The 20,131-nt window shown below is 73.3% G+C and carries 21 protein-coding genes; 10 read left to right on the forward strand and 11 right to left on the reverse strand.

Going from position 1 to position 20,131, the window contains the following annotated elements:
• Positions 1–191 precede the first annotated feature (191 nt).
• Positions 192–353 carry a hypothetical protein gene (locus C1I92_RS34095; protein WP_158564326.1) on the reverse strand — a complete coding sequence of 54 codons (162 nt, stop codon included), beginning with the start codon at positions 351–353 and terminating at the stop codon, positions 192–194.
• Positions 354–640: 287 nt separating this feature from the next.
• Here C1I92_RS34095 and C1I92_RS29195 point away from each other — a divergent pair, with 287 nt between their 5' ends.
• From C1I92_RS29195 to C1I92_RS29205, 3 genes are read left to right on the forward strand one after another with little or no spacing between them, the layout of a single operon-like run.
• Positions 641–1,978 carry an NsdA family TPR-like regulatory protein gene (locus C1I92_RS29195; protein ID WP_199521706.1) on the forward strand — a complete coding sequence of 446 codons (1,338 nt, stop codon included), beginning with the start codon at positions 641–643 and terminating at the stop codon, positions 1,976–1,978.
• Complete coding sequence (locus C1I92_RS29200; RefSeq protein ID WP_111258153.1) at positions 1,975–2,859, forward strand: phosphotransferase enzyme family protein; 885 nt, start codon at positions 1,975–1,977, stop codon at positions 2,857–2,859. The genes C1I92_RS29195 and C1I92_RS29200 overlap by 4 nt, the downstream gene beginning before the upstream one ends.
• A 52-nt stretch (positions 2,860–2,911) precedes the next feature.
• On the forward strand, positions 2,912–3,652 hold the full coding sequence (locus C1I92_RS29205) for a DinB family protein (protein WP_111258154.1): 741 nt from the start codon (positions 2,912–2,914) through the stop codon (positions 3,650–3,652).
• A gap of 6 nt (positions 3,653–3,658) precedes the next feature.
• On the opposite strand, the gene C1I92_RS29210 is transcribed toward C1I92_RS29205, so the two are convergent.
• A complete protein-coding gene (locus C1I92_RS29210) occupies positions 3,659–4,453 on the reverse strand; it encodes a DUF427 domain-containing protein (protein WP_199521707.1) in 795 nt (264 codons plus the stop codon).
• A 63-nt stretch (positions 4,454–4,516) separates the two neighbouring features.
• Between C1I92_RS29210 and C1I92_RS29215 the strand changes: the two genes are divergently transcribed.
• The gene (locus tag C1I92_RS29215) at positions 4,517–5,764 is read left to right on the forward strand and encodes a hypothetical protein (protein ID WP_111258156.1); all 1,248 of its coding nucleotides are present in this window, start codon (positions 4,517–4,519) and stop codon (positions 5,762–5,764) included.
• 39 nt (positions 5,765–5,803) lie between these two features.
• On the opposite strand, the gene C1I92_RS29220 is transcribed toward C1I92_RS29215, so the two are convergent.
• Entirely contained in the window at positions 5,804–6,904 is a 1,101-nt protein-coding gene (locus C1I92_RS29220) for an endonuclease/exonuclease/phosphatase family protein (protein WP_111258157.1), read from the reverse strand.
• A gap of 64 nt (positions 6,905–6,968) precedes the next feature.
• Positions 6,969–8,111, reverse strand: a complete 1,143-nt coding sequence (locus C1I92_RS29225) for an acetate/propionate family kinase (RefSeq protein ID WP_111258158.1) — start codon at positions 8,109–8,111, stop codon at positions 6,969–6,971.
• A gap of 44 nt (positions 8,112–8,155) precedes the next feature.
• Between C1I92_RS29225 and C1I92_RS29230 the strand changes: the two genes are divergently transcribed.
• Positions 8,156–9,121 carry an LLM class flavin-dependent oxidoreductase gene (locus C1I92_RS29230; RefSeq protein WP_111258159.1) on the forward strand — a complete coding sequence of 322 codons (966 nt, stop codon included), beginning with the start codon at positions 8,156–8,158 and terminating at the stop codon, positions 9,119–9,121.
• 5 nt (positions 9,122–9,126) lie between these two features.
• On the opposite strand, the gene pta is transcribed toward C1I92_RS29230, so the two are convergent.
• From pta to C1I92_RS29245, 3 genes are read right to left on the reverse strand one after another with little or no spacing between them, the layout of a single operon-like run.
• Entirely contained in the window at positions 9,127–11,193 is a 2,067-nt protein-coding gene (gene pta / locus C1I92_RS29235; RefSeq protein ID WP_111258160.1) for a phosphate acetyltransferase, read from the reverse strand.
• Between the two features lie 52 nt (positions 11,194–11,245).
• Positions 11,246–11,734, reverse strand: a complete 489-nt coding sequence (locus tag C1I92_RS29240) for a DUF421 domain-containing protein (protein WP_111258161.1) — start codon at positions 11,732–11,734, stop codon at positions 11,246–11,248.
• The gene (locus tag C1I92_RS29245; RefSeq protein WP_111258162.1) at positions 11,734–12,255 is read right to left on the reverse strand and encodes a hypothetical protein; all 522 of its coding nucleotides are present in this window, start codon (positions 12,253–12,255) and stop codon (positions 11,734–11,736) included. The genes C1I92_RS29240 and C1I92_RS29245 overlap by 1 nt, the downstream gene beginning before the upstream one ends.
• Before the next feature lie 73 nt (positions 12,256–12,328).
• On the opposite strand from C1I92_RS29245, the gene C1I92_RS29250 reads away from it, so the two are divergent.
• On the forward strand, positions 12,329–13,459 hold the full coding sequence (locus C1I92_RS29250) for an adenosine deaminase (RefSeq protein ID WP_111258163.1): 1,131 nt from the start codon (positions 12,329–12,331) through the stop codon (positions 13,457–13,459).
• Here C1I92_RS29250 and C1I92_RS29255 read toward each other — a convergent pair.
• The 3 genes from C1I92_RS29255 to C1I92_RS29265 form a co-directional block, all read right to left on the reverse strand.
• Positions 13,440–13,652, reverse strand: a complete 213-nt coding sequence (locus tag C1I92_RS29255; protein WP_111258164.1) for a PspC domain-containing protein — start codon at positions 13,650–13,652, stop codon at positions 13,440–13,442. The two genes, C1I92_RS29250 and C1I92_RS29255, sit on opposite strands and share 20 nt — an antisense overlap.
• A 71-nt stretch (positions 13,653–13,723) precedes the next feature.
• Complete coding sequence (locus tag C1I92_RS29260; protein ID WP_199521708.1) at positions 13,724–14,326, reverse strand: uridine kinase family protein; 603 nt, start codon at positions 14,324–14,326, stop codon at positions 13,724–13,726.
• 25 nt (positions 14,327–14,351) lie between these two features.
• Positions 14,352–14,933: a dihydrofolate reductase family protein gene (locus C1I92_RS29265; protein WP_111258166.1), complete on the reverse strand. Its 582-nt coding sequence runs from the start codon at positions 14,931–14,933 to the stop codon at positions 14,352–14,354.
• 198 nt (positions 14,934–15,131) lie between these two features.
• Here C1I92_RS29265 and C1I92_RS29270 point away from each other — a divergent pair, with 198 nt between their 5' ends.
• Genes C1I92_RS29270 through C1I92_RS29285 form a run of 4 tightly spaced genes read left to right on the forward strand, consistent with a single transcriptional unit; the run spans position 15,132 to position 18,851 of the window.
• Complete coding sequence (locus tag C1I92_RS29270) at positions 15,132–15,443, forward strand: metal-sensitive transcriptional regulator (RefSeq protein ID WP_111258167.1); 312 nt, start codon at positions 15,132–15,134, stop codon at positions 15,441–15,443.
• A 42-nt stretch (positions 15,444–15,485) separates the two neighbouring features.
• The gene (locus C1I92_RS29275) at positions 15,486–15,689 is read left to right on the forward strand and encodes a heavy-metal-associated domain-containing protein (RefSeq protein ID WP_111258168.1); all 204 of its coding nucleotides are present in this window, start codon (positions 15,486–15,488) and stop codon (positions 15,687–15,689) included.
• Between the two features lie 25 nt (positions 15,690–15,714).
• Complete coding sequence (locus tag C1I92_RS29280) at positions 15,715–16,644, forward strand: DUF8832 domain-containing protein (protein ID WP_111258169.1); 930 nt, start codon at positions 15,715–15,717, stop codon at positions 16,642–16,644.
• Positions 16,641–18,851 carry a heavy metal translocating P-type ATPase gene (locus C1I92_RS29285; RefSeq protein WP_111258170.1) on the forward strand — a complete coding sequence of 737 codons (2,211 nt, stop codon included), beginning with the start codon at positions 16,641–16,643 and terminating at the stop codon, positions 18,849–18,851. Before C1I92_RS29280 ends, C1I92_RS29285 begins: the two co-directional genes overlap by 4 nt.
• Here C1I92_RS29285 and C1I92_RS29290 read toward each other — a convergent pair.
• Positions 18,835–19,950 carry a CapA family protein gene (locus tag C1I92_RS29290; RefSeq protein ID WP_146605328.1) on the reverse strand — a complete coding sequence of 372 codons (1,116 nt, stop codon included), beginning with the start codon at positions 19,948–19,950 and terminating at the stop codon, positions 18,835–18,837. The two genes, C1I92_RS29285 and C1I92_RS29290, sit on opposite strands and share 17 nt — an antisense overlap.
• Positions 19,951–20,131 lie beyond the last annotated feature (181 nt).

Genomic DNA, 20,131 nt, shown 5'->3' on the forward strand with positions numbered 1-20,131 from the left:
CCGTCCCCGTGATCCCCGTCGTGCGGGCTGTGAGAAACGAACGGCGGAATGTCCCCGCCCCGAACATCCGATCAAGACATCAGCCGAACGGATGACTGGACAATCGGATCATTCCCGTCCGCGAGTGAATTGCATCGGTGTGATTGTCTCCCGCTCGCAGAGAGAACAAATCGGGCGAATCACCCTCGGTCTCAGTCGCCGGCCGTGCCTGGAAAGACCGCCGGCAGCCGTCCGGCCGCGCCGTCCGGCCCGAGCGGGACGATGCGCCGTCCCTCGCGGCGGATCGGCCGCGCCTCCCAGGCGTGATCGGCGGCGTTCCAGGTCAGGACGTACTCCGTGTCGCGATGCAGCATCGGCCTCAAGCCCTTCGAACCGGAAGTCGCGGCGGGTTGCCGGGCTCGGGGTGGTCTGCCCGGCAACCCGCCTCAAGTCACGGCTTCCATGAGCGGTGTCGAATCGGGAGAAAGGCACCGGCCATGACTCGTGTTTCGATCATTTCGCCGGAATTGGGTGATCAGTAGGGTATCGAGGTGGGATCATCGGGGGGAGGCGAGTAGGGATGGTTCGGGATTCTCCGGAGCACCTGCCAGCAATACGCCGAGAATGCGATTATGTTCCTCCCCACGTACGTGGAGACATCGTGCGCGAACCGAACGAGCACCTCCGCCTGGCCCGCGAGAGCACGCCGTCGGCCGATGTGCCGGGAGCGGCGATGTCCCGCCAGGAGCTGGCCGACCGCGTCAACGCCCACCTCTTCGACCGCACCGGCCGGCTGCACGAGCTGGACGACAACTACATCGGCAAGCTCGAGCGCGGCATCATCCGCTGGCCGCAGGCCGCCTACCGCGACGCTCTGCGCGTCATCCTCGGCGCGACGTCGGACCGCGACCTCGGCTTCGTCAACACTCGACGTCTCCAGAGCGCCCCGGTCGCCGGGACGGTGGGCGGTGACGCGGACGTGAAGCGGCAGGAGTTCCTCCGCGCCGCGTTCGTGGGCGTCGGCGGCCTGCTGGCGTCGCCGTCCACGCTGCTCGATCTGCTGGCTCCGCTGCGGCCCAGCGACGCGCCGAAGCGGGTCGGCCGCAGTGAGATCGAGCAGGTCAGGGGTGCTGCCGACCTGCTGGTCAGCTGGGGGCACAGCCACGGCGGCGCCGGCGTACGCGAGGCCGCGAACGCCCAGCTGCGCTGGTTCGGCCAGCTGCTGGGCGCCCAGGCGACGCCGGAGGTGCGCGTCGAGCTGCACGAGGCGGTCGGGCTGCTCGGCCATGCGACGGCGCACATGGCCTTCGACTCGTGCGCGTACGACGACGCGCGGCAGATCTTCAAGTTCGCGCTGGCCTGCTCCGAGGAGGTCGGCAGCTGGCACCTGCGCGCAAAGGTGCTCTCGTCGATGGCCCGGCAGGAGATCTGGCGCGGCGAGCCCGACCTCGGCCTGACGTACGCGGAGCTGGCGCTGGTGCGCAGTGACCGGTTGACGGCGACGGAGCAGGCGATGCTGCACACCGCCCGCGCACGCGCGCTGGCCAAGCTCGGCCGCTACCAGGACACCATGCGCGCCGTCGGCCAGGCCGACGAGGCGTTCGCGCACAGCGACGCGGCCGGCGACCCGCCGTGGATGGCGTACTACGACGCCGCTCAGCACGCCGGCGACACCGGCCACGCGCTGTTCGACCTCACCGTCGACGGGCACCGCACCGAGGCCGCCGTCCGGCTGCGCACCGCCATCGAAGGCCACACCGCCGGCTACGTCCGCTCCCGCGCGATGTCGCAGACCAAGCTCGCGTCGCTGACGATGGCGGTCGGCGACCCGGACGAGGCGGCCGGCATCGGCATGGCCGCCGTCGCCGACGCCGGACGGCTGCACTCCCGCCGGGCCGCGATGGACCTCGCCGAGCTGCGCGCCTACGCCGGCCGGCACGCCGGCGTCCCCGAGGTTGCCGAGCTGCGCGACCGGCTCACCACCGCATTGGCGTCGTGACGGCCGACGACACCCATCGCGTCCTGCACCACGCCTGCCGCCGCGCCGGGCTCGACGCGGCGCCGGCCAGGCTGATCCGGCACGCCGAGAACTCCGTCTACCGGCTGCCCGGCGACGTGATCGCCCGCGTCGGCCGCATCGGCCAGGCCGGGGCGGCGCGCACCGAGGTCCGGGTCGCCCGCTGGCTGGAACGGTCCGGGCTGCCCGCCGTCCGCACCCTTCCCGGCGTGGACCAGCCGGTCGACGTCGACGGCGTGCCGGTGACGTTCTGGCGGTCGCTGCCGCCCCACCACGAGGCGGCGGACCCGCAGCTGGCCGGCGTCCTGCGACGGCTGCACGCGCTGGATCCACCAGGCGAGTTCGCGCTGCCCGAGCTGGCGCCGTTCGTGCGGGTCCGCGACCGGATCGAGACGGCGCCGACGGTGTCCGCGGCCGACCGCGCGTGGTTGCTCGGGTACCTTACCGACCTCGAGGCCCGGCTGGCCGAGCTGCCACCCGGCCTCGACGCGTCCGTCCTCCACGGCGACGCGTGGCCCGGGAACGCCGCGATCGACGGTGCCGGCACCGTCTGGCTGCTGGACCTGGAGCGGTTCTCCGTCGGCCCGCCGGAATGGGACCTGGTCTCCACCGCCGTGCGTCTGACGTCGTTCGGCACGCTCGACGCCGCCGGGTACGCCGAGTTCTGCGCCGCCTACGGGCACGACGTCACGGCCTGGGCGGGGTACGAGACGCTGCGGGACATCCGGGAGTTGCGGGCCTGCTCGTACATGCTGCAGCACGCGGGCCGCAGCGGCGCGGCACGGACCGAGGCCGAGCGGCGGATCGCCTGCCTGCGCGGGCAGTCCGGCGACCGGCCGTGGGGCTGGCGGCGCATCTTCTGAGCGGCGACGTTCCGGACGCGGATCGTCCGGAACCGCCGCTACGGTACCGGGCATGGCGGAGTTCATCGGGGACGACCTGAGCGGCGCGCGGTTCGAGGGCGTGAACCTCGCCGGCGCACGGTTCCGCAACGTCAACTTCTACCGGGCCGTGCTGCGCGGCGCGGAGCTGTTCGAGACCGAGATCGACGGCGACATCAGCGGACTCCGGATCAACGGCGTCGAGGTGGCGCCCCTGGTCGAGGCGGAGCTGGACCGGCGCGAACCCGACCGGGCCCGGATGCGCCCGGCCGATCCCGCCGGCTTCCGCGACGCCTACGACCTGCTGGAACGCCTCTGGGACGGCACGGTCGCGCGGGCTCGCCGGCTGGACCCGGCGCTGCTGCACGAGTCGGTGGACGGCGAGTGGTCGTTCATCGAGACGTTGCGGCACCTGGTGTTCGTGACCGACTCGTGGGTGCGGCGGGCGATCCTCGGCGAGCCGGCGCCCTGGCATCGGCTCGCGCTGCCGTGGGACACCATGCCCGCCTACCCCGGCGTCCCGTGGGACCGCGCCGCCAGGCCGTCGCTGGACGAGGTGCTCGACCTCGTCCGCGACCGGCGGGCCGTCGTCCGGACCGTCCTCGCCGGGCTGACGGAGGCCGGCCTGGCCGCGGACACCACGCCGGCCGCCGGGCCGGGCTGGCCGCCGTCACGCGCCTACCCGGTCCGCGAGTGCCTGCTGACCCTGCTCAACGAGGAGTGGCAGCACCGGCTCTACGCCGAGCGCGACCTGGACGTCCTCGAGTCGCGCTGAGGTGGACTACCACGGCGACACCGGGCGCGGCAGGGGCTTGCCGTCGACCGTGACGTCGACCTTCTCGTCGAAGAAGGCGATGCGGTCCTTCACCTCGACGCCGTCGGACAGCGGTTCGACGATGCTCCAGGCGAGATTCCGGTGCAGCTGGCCGTTCACCCGCACCGACCAGTACTGCGCCGGCCCCTTGTAGGCGCACGTGCTGTGCGAGTCGCTGGGCACCAGCAGCTCCATGCGCACGTCCTCGCGCGGGATGTACGTGCGCGGCGTCACCTGCGTCTCGAACAGCAGCTTCGAGCGCGTGGTGTCGGCCAGCACGACGCCGTCGACGGACACCACGACGTGCCGGCCGGTGGACCGCACGTCGATGCGGTGGAACGGGTCGCGCGGGTGTCCGAAGATCTCGTCGTCCTCCTCGAACCACTGGTCGAACGCCGACCAGTCGAGGACGACGTAGCCGGCGAGGTCGGGATCGGCGGGCCGGAACCCGGCGCCGTCGAGCCGCACCGATCCGCGGCGCGGCGACACCGGCTCACCGGCGGTCGTGTGGACCGAGAACGGCGAGCGCGGGTCGACGTGCGCCGCCGGGTCGGGCGCCTCGGCCGCGGGACCGACCGGCTCCAGCTCGGCGTCGAGGTCGGTCGCGGGGACGGCGTACGACGGGACCAGCCGGCCCGGTTCCCAGACGACCATGGCGGCTGTGGTGTCCGCCCAGGTCTCGCCGCCGGTGACAGCGCGGACCCGCTTGGGGGACGGCTCGAACCGCAGCCGCGGCAGCGCGTCGCCGATGAGTGCACCCATCCTGATCGCCATGCCTCACTATCGGCGCGCGAGAATGGCGGCGTCAACGACGGAGGGGTCAACGTGACGAAGCTGACCGAGCAGGTGTCGACAGCCGCGGTGCTGGGCGCGCTCGGCGGCGCGGCGCTCGGCGCCGGACGGGGCCCGCGTGCGGTGGGCCTCGGGGCGCTCGCCGGTGCCGCCGTCCTCGCGGCGTCGGAGTACGTGGCCCGGCGCCGGCAGCGGCCGGACGAGATCCCGGCGCTGCCGCACCGCATCCTGGCCAGCGGCGCCGTCGCAGCGCCGCTGGGCTGGGCGACCGGCGCGCTGACGCGGCAGCCGCCGGGCCGGATCGCCGTCGTGGCCGGCGCCGTGGCCGGCGGGCTCGGCATCCGTCCGCAGAAGGTGCTGCTCGGCCCCGCCGCCGGGCTCGCGGTACGCCCGGCCGTCGCCGGCAGCACCCCGGCGCGGGCCGCCGCTGCCGCCGTCGTCGCCTACCGGATCGCCGCGGCGGCGCTGTTCCGCGACCCGCAGGTGTCGCTGCTGGCCGAGCGCGCGGCCCCGGCCGACCTGCCGTTCGTCGTGCCGCTGGCGGCGCGCGGCCGTTACGTGGGCACCGGCTTCGTCCGCGACCTCGCGACGCACCTCGGCGGCGCCTACACCCGCGACGCCGCCGAGACGGGCATCGTCGAGTCGCTGGACGAGCTGGTCGGCGGCGACTTCTACCCGGCCGCCGTCGACCCGCTGGTGCGCGAGTTCTACGAGCACACGACCCGGTTCGCGCTCGACATCGTGCCGGAGTGGCGGACGTGGGTGCGGCCGGGCTACCTGCTCTACCAGACGGCGCTGGCCCGGCCGCTCGGCCAGGCCAACGTCCCGATGAACCAGCGGCAGGCGCTGCGCGGCGTCGTCAGCCGCATCGACACGATCGACCAGGCGGACGGAACCCGGCTGCGCGGCTGGATCCGCTCCTACGCCGACGACGACGAGCCGATCTACGTCGGCATCTACACGACCTACCGGCGCGACGGCCGCGGCTACGTCAGCGTCGGCTTCCCGCTCCCCGGCGGCAGCTTCACCGCGACGCTGGAGCCGCGGCTGCGACCGGGCGGCGGGCTGACGCTGACCAGCCGCGGCACCCGCGCCGACGCCGGGCACTATCTCACCGTCGTGGACCCGGACACCGGTGAGCTGACGACGCTCACGGCGCCCGGGTTCGGCGAGGAGCTCCAGGTCTGGGCCGATGACGGCGAGTTGCGGGCCGACCATGCGTTCTCGCTGTTCGGACTGCCGTTCCTGGTGTTGCGCTACCGCATCCGCCGCAAGCCCTGACGCTGACGGCGGATGCGGTGGCCCGGGGGATGGGCGGGCTCAGCGGGTGAAGCGGAGCGTCGCCACCACGCCGGCGTGGTCGGACGGCCAGAAGCCGGTCGGCTGCGAGCGGTCCGCCTCCTCGTCGCCGATCACCTCGGCCGACAGCGGGCGGATGCCGTCACCCGTCAGCACGTAGTCGATGCGGCTGCGCAACCGGTTCTCGTCCAGGAGCGTGGCGGTCTGCCCGGCGGTGAAGCCGGTGGCGGGGTCGCCGCCGGTGGCGAGCCAGGCGTCGGCGAACCCGGCGCCGGTCAGGATGCCGTACGCCCCGGCCACGTCATTCGGCCGCGAGTTGAGGTCGCCCACCAGCACCGTGCGTAGCGGAGACGCGTCCAGCAACCCGGCCAGCTCGGCTGCCTGGGCGTTGCGGATCGCCGCCGGACCGGACGCCTCGAGGTGCGTGTTGGCGAACCGGAACCGGGCGCCGAGCAGCCGCACGTCGACGGTGGACCAGCCGCGCGGCGACTCGAACGTGACGCCCGGGATCGCCGTCGGGATCTGCAGCACCGCCGCGTACGTCCCCGACTGCGGGTTCGTCACCTGCAGCAGCGGCCGGGGCAGGTCGGCGCGGACGATGATCACGTCGCGGTCGCGGAACCGTGCCTGTTCCGCCGCCGAGATCGGCAGCGTTCCGTCGAAGTTCCAGTTCGTCGCGACGGCGCGGTAGGGATGGCCGCGCTCGGCGAGCTCGTCCAGCAGCAGGTCGAGGAAGTCGTACGTGACCTGCAGCTGCCCGCCGAGCGGGCCCTTCTCCCACAGCGCGACCTCCTGCAGCCCGACGACCTCGGGATCGTGCTCGGCGATCTGGTCGGCGATCGCGCCGGCCCGCTCGGGGAAGTTCGTGGCCTCGACGCCGGCGTAGACCTCGCCGGCCAGCCGGACCAGCTCCTCCGGCGTGGTCGCGGTGAACAGGGGGTCGAGCGTGGCGCCGAGGTAGAGGTTGTACGTGGCGACGTCGGCGGAGAAGATCGGCGGCAGATCGGACGCTGCACGGCCGGCGTCGTCGGCGGATGCGGTGGTGACGGGGGTCAGGGAGAGCGCGGCGACGGTCGTGAGCAGGCCGGCGCGTAATGCGACACGGCGGGTGATCCGGGGCATCGATGGTCCTTCCGGGAGAACGGTGTCACTAGGAAGACACTCCGCCACGCCGGAGGGTTGCCGGTCAAGCCCCGGTGACGAGTTCCGCCGCCTGGCGGGCGATCTCCAGCTCCTCGTCGGTCGGGACGACCAGGACGGCGACCTTGGCCTCGTCCGGCGAGATCACCTGGGCGCGGCTGCTGGCGAAGGAGTTGCGGACGTGGTCGACCTCGACGCCGAGGTGACGCAGCCCGCCGAGCGAGTGCGAGCGCACCCACGAGTCGTTCTCGCCGACGCCGGCGGTGAAGACGATCGCGTCCGCCCGGCCGAGAACCGCGAGGTAGGCGCCGACGTAGTGCCGGATCCGGTAGCAGTACAGCTCGCGCGCCAGCTGCGCGGCGGCGTCGCCGGCCTTGGCCAGCCGGTGCACCTCGCGCAGGTCGTTCGCGCCGGCCAGGCCGAGCAGCCCGCTGCGGCGGTTGAGCAGCCCGTCGAGCTCGTCGACGGACAGGCCGGCCTCGCGGTGCAGGTAGAACAGCGCGCCGGGGTCGATGTCGCCGGTCCGGGTGCCCATGACCAGGCCCTCCAGCGGCGTCAGCCCCATCGACGTGTCGACGGAGCGGCCGCCGCGCACGGCCGTCGCCGACGCGCCGTTGCCCAGGTGCAGGACGACGAGGTTCGTATCGGCCGGGTCGCGGTCCAGCAGCCGGGCCGCCTCGCGGCTGACGTAGGACACCGACGTGCCGTGGAAGCCGTAGCGGCGCACGCCGAACCGCTCGGCGAGGTCACGGTCCAGGGCGTACGTGTACGCGACGGGCGACAGCGTCTGGTGGAACGCGGTGTCGAAGACGGCGACGTGCGGGACGTCGGGCAGCTCCCGCCGGGCCAGCCGCAACGCCGTCAGCCCCGGCGGGTTGTGCAGCGGCGCGAGCGGCGCCAGCTCCTCGATCGCCCGCTCGACGTCGTCGTCGACGAGGGTGGGCTCGGCGAAGCGGTCGCCGCCGTGCACGATCCGGTGCCCGACGGCGGCCAGCCCCAGTTCGTCGAGCGGGCCGCACGCCTCCTCGAGCTCGTCGACGACGCGGCGCAGCGCCGTCGCGTGGTCCGGGACGCCGTCCGCCTCGCCGATCCGCTCGACGAGGCCCTTCGCGAGGCGCGCCGGGCCGGCCGGATCGATCAGTTGGTACTTGATGGACGACGATCCGCAGTTGAGCACGAGGACGGTCATCGGGGGAGTCCGTTCCTGTCGGAGGGTGCGGTTACTGTGCGCCCATGACCAACCGCCTGCAGGTCGGAATGAGCTTCGACCGATCCTTCCCGCCCGCCTTCGTGACCGAGGCCGCCCGCGCGCTCGAAGCGGGCGGCGCCCAGCAGCTCTGGGTCATCGAGGACTGCTTCTTCACCGCCGGCCCGAGCCTGGCGGCGGCCGCGCTGACGGTCACCGAGCAGCTGACGGTGGGCGTGGGGATCCTGCCGGCGGTCGCGCGCACGGCGCCGGTGACGGCCATGGAGATCGCGACGCTGTGCGGGCTCGGGCCGGGCCGGGTGCTGCCCGGCGTCGGCCACGGGGTGCAGGCGTGGATGGCGCAGATGGGCGTGCGGCCGTTGTCGCCGCTGACCGCGCTCGAGGAGGTCATGGTCGCGGTGACGCGGCTGCTCGCCGGCGACGAGGTGACCAGCCACGGCCACTACGTCGACCTCGACGCCGTTCGGCTCGAGCAGCCGCCCGCCGACCCGCCGCCGCTGCTGGCCGGCGTGTACGGGCCGAAGTCGCTGGCGCTGGCGGGCCGGGTCGCCGGCGGCGTGGTGCTGGCCGAGCCGGCCAGTCCGTCGTACGTGCGCCGGGCGCTGGAGCAGGCCGGCCGCGCCCCCGGCGACCCCGACTTCCACGTCGCCGTGTTCGGCGTGGTCTGCGTGCGCAAGGACCGCACCGAGGCGTACCGCACGATGGCGCCGTGGCTGGCCGACCAGCTCAGCCGGCCGCGGGCCACGGTGAAGGCGCTGCCGTTCTACGACGACCTCGCCGCGCGGCATGCGGACAAGGGGGTGGACGGGCTGGTGACCATGCCCGCGGAGTGGTGGACGGAGCTGGCGCCGGTCGGGACCCTCGACGACGCGGCCGCGCACCTGCAGGCGCTGGAGGACACCGGGGTGCGCAGCATCGGCATGTTCCCCCGCCCGGACGTCGAGGTGGCGAGGACGCAGCTGGCGGAGGTGATCGAGCTGGCGCGCCGCTAGGGTGCTCACGCCGCCGCCGCCGACTGCGCCTGGATGGCGGTGATCGCGATCGTGTTGACGATGTCGCGGACGAGGGCGCCGCGGGACAGGTCGTTCACCGGCTTGCGCAACCCCTGCAGCACCGGCCCGACGGCGACGGCGCCGGCGCTGCGCTGGACCGCCTTGTAGGTGTTGTTGCCGGTGTTGAGGTCCGGGAACACGAACACCGTCGCCCGGCCCGCCACCTCGCTGCCGGGCAGCTTGGCCTTGGCCACGCTGGCGTCGACGGCGGCGTCGTACTGGATGGGGCCCTCGACCTCGAGGTCGGGACGGCGCTCGCGGACCAGTGACGTCGCGGCCCGCACCTTGTCGACGTCGGAGCCGGAGCCCGACGACCCCGTCGAGTAGGACAGCATCGCGATCCGCGGCGCCACGCCGAACTGCGCCGCCGTCTGCGCCGAGGAGATCGCGATGTCGGCCAGCTGTTCGGCCGTCGGGTCGGGGTTGACCGCGCAGTCGCCGTAGACGAGGACGCGGTCGCGCAGGCACATGAAGAACACGCTGGACACGATCGAGACCCCGGGCAGCGTCTTGATCACCTCGAACGCCGGCCGGATCGTGTGCGCCGTCGTGTGCGCGGCGCCGGAGACCATGCCGTCGGCGAGCCCGAGCTGCACCATCATCGTCCCGAAATAGGAGACGTCCGCGACCTGGTCCCAGGCGGCCTCCTGGGTGACGCCGCGATGGGCGCGCAGCCGGGCGTACTCGTGCGCGAACCGGCCGCGCAGCTCGCTCTCGCGCGGGTCGACGATCTCGGCGGCGCCGATGTCGACGCCCAGGCGGTCGGCGGCGGCGGTGACCTCGGCGGGCGGGCCGAGCAGAGTCAGGTCCGCGATGCCGCGCCGCAGCACGGTGTCGGCGGCGCGCAGGATCCGCTCCTCGATGCCCTCGGGGAGGACGATGTGCCGCGGCGCGGCACGCGCCCGGTCCACGAGATCGTGCTCGAACATCAGCGGCGTGACGGCGTCGCTGCGGGTGACGTCGAGGCGGTCGAGCAGGTCGCCGGAGTCGACGTGGCGATCGAACAGCGCCAGCGCGGTCTGCACCTTGCGGGTCGCGTCGTAGGTCAGCCGGCCCCGAACGGCGGCCAGCGTGGTCGCGGTCGCGAACGTGTCGCCGGGGGCGGTGACGATCGGCAGGCCGACGTCGAGGCCGTCCATCAGCCGGACGATCTGCGGCGGCAGCTCGAAGCCGCCGTTGAGCACCACCCCGGCCAGCGTGGGGAACGTCTTCGCCGCCTGCGCCGCCAGCACACCGAGCAGCACGTCGCTGCGGTCGGCCGGGGTGATGACGACGGCGTCGTCGAACAGCCGGTCGAGCACGTGCGGCAGCGTCATCCCGGCGACGACGAGCCCGCCGACCTCGCGGCCCAGCCGGGACGCGTCGCCGCGGAACAGGGCGCCGCCGGCGGCCGCGAGCAGGTCGCCCATCGTCGGCGCGGACAGCAGCGGCTCCTCCGGCAGCGCGAACGCCGGCCCGAAGTCGCCCAGCGCCGACCGGGCGGCGTCCAGAGAGGACGGCGGCACCCGGTTCGCGACCAGCGCCGCGAGCGTGCCGTAGTTGGCCGTCAGCTCGGCCACCGCCATCTCGGCGACGGCGCGCAGATCGGCCGGCGACCGGTCGTGGCCGTTGAGCACCAGCACGACCGGCGCACCGAGGTTGGCCGCCACCCGCGCGTTGAACGAGAACTCGGTCGGGCTGTCGACGTCGGTGTAGTCGCTGCCGACGATCACGACGGCCTCGCACTGCGCCGCCACCGCGCGGTACCGGCTCAGGATCGTGCTCATCGCGGCGTCCGGGTCGGCGTGCACGTCCTCGTACGTGACCCCCGCGCACACGTCGTACGGCAGGTCGACGCCGTCGTGCTCCAGCAGGAGTTCCAGCACGTAGTCGGGCTGAGCGCCGGACCGCACGACCGGCCGGAACACGCCGACGCGGCCCAGCCTGCGGGTGAGCGCCTCCAGCGCGCCGAGCGCGACCGTCGACTTCCCGGTCTCACCCGTCACCGATGCCACGTAGACGCTGCGAACCACTCGGAGAGGCTATATCGCGAAGGTGAGCACGGGCAGCGGCCGGCCCGGCGCGTCACGTGGCCGGTGTGCCCTTGTTCGGCTGCTCCTCCTCGTCCTGGCGGCCGGACCGCGTGAACACCGAGAACGCGCCGTCGGGCTCCAGGATCATGAGGTCGATCTCGGTGAGGTCGCGGACGCCGTGCTCGCGGGCGGCCTCGAGGATGTCCTGGATCGGCAGCCGTTCGTAGCGCAGCACCTCGTCGTCGACCTTGCCGTCCTTGATCAGGATGGTCGGCTCGCCCTCCAGCAGCCGGCGGCTGCGCCGGAACCGCCAGCTCAGCCAGGACAGCAGGATCGACAGCAGGGCGAACGTCACGACCGCGAGGGCGCCGCCGGTCAGCGACAGGTCCTCCTGGAGGACCGTCTGGCTGATCAGGTCGCCGAGGGTGACGAGCAGGATCAGGTCGAACGCCGTGAGCTGGCTGACCTGCCTCCGGCCCGAGACGCGCAGCACGACCCACAGCAGGACGAAGACGATCGCGGCGCGGATGACGATGTCCATCAGGGCAGCACCGTCATCCGGAAGTCGGTCTCCACCAGCACCACGTCCTGGTCCACGACGGCGACGGCGTACCGCTGCGAGCTGGGCAGCTGCCCGGGCGCCGTCCGGGCGTCGAGCATGACGTGCAGCACCTCACCCGCCGGCGGCGCGAACTCGTACTCGAGGCGCTCCGGGCCGGAGGTCTCACCGTCGGGGTTGGGGTACCAGTCGTTGAAGTCGGCGCGGTCCAGCAGCTCCTTGCTGATCGACAGCGTCACCGGCCCGTCGAACCCGCCGTCGCGCCGCACGGTGATCTCCAGCGGCATGGGGATGCTCGGACGGGTGATCTGGGCGTGCCTGACGGTGAGCTCGTAGCCACCGCCGGCCGCGGACGTGACGTCTGCGCGCGGGCCGAGCAGCCCGGTGAGCGCGGTCACGACGAGCAGGCACATCAGGACGATGCCGACCCGGCGCAGGTTCCGGCCACGGCGCGACGCGGCGGCGTCCCGGCTGGTGGGCAGCGTCGCGATGTGCTCGGGCACGGCACTGTTCTACCCGCACGACGGCGCCGGCGGTGGCTCGGCGCGCCGCGCTCGCCGGGAGTAGCGTCGGAGCATGCGACCGACCGACGCCGAGATCCTGGCCGCGCCGAAGGTGCTGCTGCACGACCACCTCGACGGCGGGCTGCGGCCGGCCACCGTCCTCGAGCTGGCCGGAGAGATCGGGCACGAGCTGCCGGCCGGCGACGAGAACAGCCTGCGGCAGTGGTTCGTCGACGCCGCCGACTCCGGCTCGCTGGAGCGGTACCTGACGACGTTCGAGCACACCGTCGCGGTCATGCAGACCCGCGACGCGCTGGTCCGGGTGGCCGCCGAGTGCGCCGAGGACCTCGCCGCCGACGGCGTCGTCTACGCCGAGGTGCGGTACGCGCCCGAGCAGCACCTGAAGGGCGGCCTGTCGCTGGCGGAGGTCGTCGCGGCCGTCGAGGAGGGGTTCCGGCTGGGCGAGTCGCGGGCGGCGACGGCGGGCCGGCCGGTCCGCGTCGCGACGCTGCTGACGGCGATGCGGCACGCCGCGCGGTCGCACGAGATCGCCGAGCTCGCGGTCGAGAACCGCGAGGCCGGCGTCGTCGGCTTCGACATCGCCGGCGCCGAGGCCGGCTTCCCGCCCACCCGCCACCTCGACGCGTTCGAGTACCTGCGCCGCGAGAACGCCCACTTCACCATCCACGCCGGCGAGGCGTTCGGGCTGCCGTCGATCTGGGAGGCGATCCAGTGGTGCGGCGCGGACCGCCTCGGCCACGGCGTGCGCATCATCGACGACGTCGAGGTGGCGCCGGACGGTGCGGTGACGCTGGGGCGCCTCGCGGCGTACGTCCGCGACAAGCGGATCCCGCTGGAGCTGTGCCCGTCGTCGAACATCCAGACCGGCGCCGCGGGCTCGATCGCCGAGCACCCGATCGGCCTGCTGGCCCGGCTGCGGTTCCGGGTCACCGTCAACACCGACAACCGGCTGATGAGCGGGACGTCGATGTCCCGCGAGTTCGCCCTGCTCGCCGAGGCCTTCGACTACGACCTGGCGGACTTCGAGTGGTTCACGGTGAACGCCTTGAAGAGCGCGTTCATCCCGTTCGACCAGCGGCTCGCGCTGATCAACGACGTGGTCAAGCCCGGCTACGCCGCGCTGGGGGCGCGCCGGGCGTTCGACCGCGTCCGGTCGGCCGGGGTCAGTCCTCACTCGGCATGATCAGCCAGAGCGCCAGGTAGACCAGGATCTGCGGGCCGGGCAGCAGGCAGGACAGCAGGAAGATGATCCGCACGGTGCGGGTCTTCATGCCGAACCGCCGGGCCAGCCCGGCGCAGACGCCGGCGATCATGCGGTTGCCGGTCGGGCGGACCAGCCCACCGCGGGCCTCGGGGTAGTAGCTGCTTGTGCTCATGTCTCAACGGTAGATCCGCGGGCGCCCCGGCGAGGTCCGTCTCCGGGATGGTCCGACCCGGAGACCGCAGGTCAGGGCATCCCGGAGGTCGTACCGGCGGCATCCCTGAGGGCCTGGCGGACGTCCTGCGCCGAGGCCGGCCGGGCGCCGAGCGCACGCTGCCGCTCGACGATCTCGCGCTCGGCGCGCATCAGCTGCCGGCCCCGGCGCAGGAGCGTCAGCGGCGGCTTGCGATGCTCGGCGAGGTCGCGGACCAGCCGGCGCAGGAAGTTCTTCCACGGCCTGCGGTGCAGCACGATCGCGTCGGCCAGGATGCCGCGGGCCTTGCACGCGTCGACGATGTCGGCGGCGAACAGGCCCTCGGCGACGAACACCGGCGCGGCGCCGACGCTGAACGGCTCGGCGCCGACGGTGCGGTCGTGCGCGATGTCGTAGACCGGGACCTGCGCGCTGCCGGTGCGGCACAGCTGGACCAGGGTCTCGACGGCGCGCTCGGCGTCCCACGCGCGCGGGTCGTCCCAGTCGATGATCCCGAGATCCGGGTGGCGCGGCATGCCCGGGTCGTCGCCGTCGCGGTAGAAGTGGTCGAGGTTGAGCACCGGCAGCCCGCTCTCGCGGGCCAGCCGGGACTTGCCGCTGCCCGACGGGCCGGCGAGAAGGACGACACGGTGCACGGGCGAACAGTCTGTCACGCGCCCGTCAGTGCAGCGTGGGCCGGTAGACGAGCTCCTGGGTGCGGCCGTCGAGCGTCCGGGTCTCGAGCAGCTCGAGGTCGAAGTCGGCGGCGCCGCCGAAGATCGGGTCCGCACCGGACTTCCCGGTGATCACCGGGAAGATCGTCACCTGGACGCGGTCCACGAGGCCGGCGGCCAGCAGCGCCCAGTTCAGCGACAGGCTGCCGTGGGAGCGCAACGGCACGTCGGACCCCTCCTTCAGCCGGGCGACGATGTCGACGGCGTCGCCGCTCACGACGGTCGCGTCCGGCCAGTCCAGCGGTTCGCGCAGCGTCGACGACACGATCGTCGCCGGGGCGTTCCGCATCCGGGTGACCCACGGGTCGCGGACCTCGGACTCCTCGGTGCTCTCGGCCAGCATCTGGGCGAACTGCCGATGAGTCGTGGCGCCGAAGACCATCCGCTGCGGCTCGGCGAACAGGGCGAAACGGTGCTCGAGCAGCTCTGGGCCTTGCTTCCCCCAGTAGCCGCCCCAGTCGGCGCCGGGGACGAGCGAGCCGTAGCCGTCCAGGCTGGAGAAGACGTCGAAGGTGTAGGTCGCGGTCATGATCTCTCTCCTCAGTGCGGCCGGGCGGCCGCTCACCCCTTCCACGAACACCATCGCCCCGATTCGACACCGTCGCCAGAACTTTCCTTCAAACCGCTGGACATACCCTAGGGGGGTAATGTATGAATGGATGCAGGCGCTGATACCGCACCGGGGTACCGTTAACGGGACGGAACGGCGTCGACGCGAGGAGGACACATGACCGAGACACCCGCCGAGGACCACGGCCACCACGGCTACATCCACCGCAAGGACGACTACCTCAAGCGGCTCACCCGCATCGAGGGTCAGGCGCGGGGGCTGCAGCGGATGGTGGACGAGGAGAAGTACTGCATCGACATCCTCACGCAGGTCTCGGCCATGACCAAGGCACTGGAGTCGGTGGCCCTCGGGCTGCTCGAGGAGCACCTGGCCCATTGCGTCGTCGAGGCGGCCCGCCAGGGCGGCCCTGAGGCCGACGCGAAGGTCAAGGAGGCCTCCGACGCCATCGCCCGGCTGGTCCGGTCCTGACTCGCACCACCTCTCCGTACAGGCACTAGGGAAGGCTCCGCCATGACCACCTCCACCTACACCGTCGTCGGCATGACCTGCGACCACTGCGCCGGCTCGGTCCGCGCCGAGATCGGCCGCCTCGACGGCGTCAGCGGCGTCGAGGTCGACCTCGCCACCGGCAACGTCGGCGTCACCAGCGCCGCGCCGCTGCGCGACGACGACGTCAAGGCCGCGGTCGAAGAGGCCGGCTACCAGCTCGCCTGATCCCCACGTCAACGGAGGTAGTGCCATGAACGCGCCGGCCAAGCTCGGTGTCTACGCGCTGTGCCTTGCCGGCGCGTTCGGCCTGGCAGCAGGGGCCGGCCGCATCGTCGGCCCGATCGGGGAGGACGAGGCCGCGCCCGCCGCGGCCCATGCGGAGGAGGAGTCCGGCATGGACGGTCACGGTGACACCGCAGCCGAGGGCGAGGCCGGCGGCCACGCGGAGGAGAGCGGCGGCGAGCACCTGCCCGGCGGCCTGATGGTCTCCGACCGCGGCTACACGTTCGCGCTGACGGCCGACACGCTGCCGGCCGGGCCGGACCGGCCGGTGTCGTTCACGATCGAGGGCCCCGACGGGCCCGTCACCGAGTACGACGTCGAGCACGAGCAGGAGCTGCACCTCATCGCGGTCCGCCGCGACCTCACCGGCTATCAGCACGTCCACCCGGTCCGGGCCGCCGACGGCACCTGGTCCGCGCCGCTGGACCTCACGTCCGGCGACTGGAAGCTGTTCGCCGACTTCTCCACCGGCGGCGAGGCGCTGACGCTCGGCACGGACCTGTCCGTCCCGGGCGACTACCAGCCGGCCGCGCTGCCCGCCCCGAGCACGACCGCGGAGGTCGACGGGTACACCGTCACCCTCGACGGGCACCTGGACGCCGGGGTCGAGTCGAAGCTGACGCTGTCGGTCAGCCGCGACGGCGTCCCGGTCACCGACCTGGACCCGTACCTCGGCGCCTACGGCCACCTGGTGGCGCTGCGCGACGGCGACCTCGCCTACCTGCACGTCCACCCCGAGGGCGAGCCCGGCGACGGCGTCACGCCGCCCGGACCGGACGTCTCGTTCTTCGCCACCGCCGCGTCGGCGGCCGACTACCGGCTGTTCTTCGACTTCGAGCACGACGGCGTCGTCCGCACCGCCGAGTTCACCGTCACCGCGGAGGAGGCGCACTCATGAGCACCGTCGACCTCGACATCGGTGGCATGACCTGCGCGTCCTGCGCGATGCGCGTCGAGAAGAAGCTGAACAAGCTCGACGGCGTCACCGCGACCGTCAACTACGCGACGGAGAAGGCGCGCATCAGCGTCGCCGGCGACGTCGGCACCGCGCAGCTGATCGAGGCGGTCGAGTCCGCCGGCTACACGGCGCGGGTGCCGCAGCCGGAACCGCAGGCCGAGGCGGCCGCCGACCCCGTGCGCACGCTGCGCGACCGGCTGATCCTGTCCGCCGTGCTCAGCGTGCCCGTGATCGTGCTGGCGATGGTCCCGGCCTGGCAGTTCGACTACTGGCAGTGGCTGTCGCTGACGCTGGCCGCGCCGGTCGTGCTGGGTGCGGGGTTCCCGTTCCACCAGGCGGCTTGGACCAACCTGCGGCACGGCGCCGCGACGATGGACACGCTCATCTCGATGGGCACGCTGGCCGCGCTCGGCTGGTCGGTGTACGCGCTGTTCTGGGGCACCGCCGGCATGCCCGGCATGACGCACCCGTTCGAGCTCACCATCTCCCGCGGCGGCGGCGCCGGCGACATCTATCTGGAGGTCGCCGCCGGGGTGACGACGTTCATCCTGGCCGGCCGCTACTTCGAGGCACGGTCCAAGCGGCGGGCCGGCGCGGCGCTGCGTGCGCTGCTGGAGCTCGGCGCCAAGGAGGTCTCCGTCCTGCGTGACGGCGTCGAGCGGCGCATCCCGGCGGCGGACCTCGCGGTGGGCGACCTGTTCGTCGTCCGCCCGGGGGAGAAGATCGCCACCGACGGCGTCGTCACCGAGGGCGCGTCGGCGGTCGACCGGTCGATGCTGACCGGCGAGTCGGTGCCGGTCGAGGTGTCCGCGGGCGACGACGTCGCCGGCGCCACCGTCAACGCGCACGGCCGCTTGGTCGTGCGGGCGACCCGGGTCGGCGCCGACACCCAGCTCGCCCAGCTGGCCAAGCTGGTCGAGGACGCGCAGAACGGCAAGGCCGAGGTCCAGCGCCTGGCCGACCGCGTCTCCGGCATCTTCGTGCCGATCGTCATCGGGCTCGCCGTCGCCACGCTGGGCTTCTGGCTGGGCACCGGCGGCGGGGCCGCGGCGGCGTTCGCGGCCGGGGTCGCGGTGCTGATCATCGCCTGCCCGTGCGCGCTCGGCCTCGCCACGCCGACGGCGCTGCTGGTCGGCACCGGCCGCGGTGCGCAGCTGGGCATCATCATCAAGGGCCCGCAGGTGCTGGAGTCCACCCGCCGCGTCGACACCGTCGTGCTGGACAAGACCGGCACGGTCACCACCGGCACGATGACGCTGGTCGAGGTCGTCACCGCCGAGGGCGAGTCCGAGGACGAGGTGCTCCGGCTGGCCGGCGCGCTGGAGGACGCCTCCGAGCACCCGATCGCCCGGGCCGTCGCCGACGGCGCCCGGTCGCGGCTGGGCGCGCTGCCCGCCGTCGAGGGGTTCCGCAACGTCGAGGGGCTGGGCGTCCAGGGCGTCGTCGACGGGCGCGGTCTGCTGGCCGGGCGGCCGCGGCTGCTGGCCGACTGGTCGGTCGTGCTGCCGCCGTCGCTGGTCGTCGCGATGGAGCGAGCCGAGGGCGCGGGCCGCACCGCCGTCGCCGTCGCGTGGGACGGCGCCGCCCGCGGTGTGCTGGTGGTCGCCGACGCCGTGAAGCCGACGTCCGCCGCCGCGATCGCGCGGCTGCGCGGGCTGGGGCTGACGCCGATCCTGCTCACCGGCGACAACGAGGCGACGGCCCGCTCCGTCGCTCGCGAGGTCGGCATCGGCGAGGTCATCGCGGAGGTGCTGCCGGCCGACAAGGTCGACGTCGTGAAGCGTCTGCAGTCCGAGGGCAAGGTCGTCGCGATGGTCGGCGACGGCGTCAACGACGCGGCCGCGCTGACCCAGGCCGACCTCGGCCTGGCGATGGGCACCGGCACCGACGTCGCGATCGAGGCGTCGGACCTCACGCTGGTCCGCGGTGACCTGAACGCGGCGGCCGACGCGATCCGGCTGGCCCGGCGGACCCTCTCGACCATCAAGGGCAACCTGTTCTGGGCGTTCGGCTACAACGTCGCGGCGCTGCCGCTGGCCGCGGCCGGGCTGCTCAACCCGATGCTGGCGGGCGCGGCGATGGCCTTCTCGTCGGTCTTCGTCGTGTCGAACAGCCTGCGGCTGCGCCGGTTCAGGGCAGCGGCCTGAGGTCGGTGCACTCGCGCAGGGCGGCCTGGCCGGCGATCATCTCGTCGGCCCGGCCGCCCGTCGCGAACGCCGGCAGTCCGTCGTCGCCGATCCGCGCGGGCGCCCAGTCGTCCGCCGTCACCGCCCCGTTCTCGACGGTGAGGGTGAGCACGCCGGTCACGGTCGTGATCTCGCTCCGCTGGGTGTACCAGACGAAGTTGCCCAGGCCGTAGGCCACGTAGGCCTCGCCCACCGGGGCCAGCCCGCTGCCCTGCAGCTGGTGCGTGTGTGCGCCGACGACGATGTCCGCGTCGGCCGCCAGCGCGGACGCGAGTGAGCGCTGCGACTCGCTCGGGCAGCCCTCGCCCTGGTTGCCCCAGTGCAGGTAGACCACGACGACGTCGGCCTGCGACTTGGCCGCCGCGACAGCCGCCAGCAGCGCCGCCGGGTCCAGCGCCGTCGCGACGCCGGCGGTGGTGGCGGTGGCGGCCCAGTGGCCCGTCGGGTCGCCGACCGGGTCGTCGGGCACGCTCGCCCCGATGACGGCGACCGTCGTGCCGTCGATCTCGCGGATGGCCGGGGCGAACGCCTCGTCGATGTTCGCGCCGACACCGACGACGTCCAGGCCGGGGACGGTTGTGCGGGCGGCCAACGTGTCGGCCAGGCCCTCGGGGCCGAAGTCCATGCCGTGGTTGTTCGCCATCGTCGCGACGTCGACGCCGGCGGCCTGCAGCGCGGTGAGCGCCGTCGGCGGCGCCTGGAACGTGAACTCCTTGCCCGGCTCCGGATCGCCGCTGGTGCCGACCGACGACTCGAGGTTGACGATGGTGAGGTCGGCGGCGCTCAGCTGCGGGGCGATCGGCGCGAGCGCCGTCGCCGGGTCGTCCAGCCGCGGCCTCAGCTCGCCCTCGAAGTGCACGTCGCCGGCGAAGGCCAGCGTGATCGGTCGGGGCGGCGGCGTGGGCGTCGGGGTCGGCGTCGGGGTAGGTGACTGCGTCCGCGTCGGGCTCGCCGGCGGGCTGCCCGCCGCCGGGAGGTCGTCGTCGCCGGAGCCGGACCCGCAGCCCGTCACCACGACCGCCGCGACCAGCGCCGCCAGCACTACGTCGCGCCCACGCATGCCCCGACCCTACGTCCGTGTCTCCCATGATCATCAATGATCCAACCACCGATAGAGCCTGTTGCTCTTTGTGGTTGTAGCTGACCGGTGTGGTTCGGGTTGGTGGTTCTTGGGTTGTCGGCTTGTCGGGGTCCGGTGCTGGTGGGCTGGTCAGGCGGTGGCGATCTGGGCGGTGGTGATG

The sequence above is a fragment of the Jiangella anatolica genome (assembly GCF_003236295.1).
GTDB lineage: Bacteria > Actinomycetota > Actinomycetes > Jiangellales > Jiangellaceae > Jiangella > Jiangella anatolica.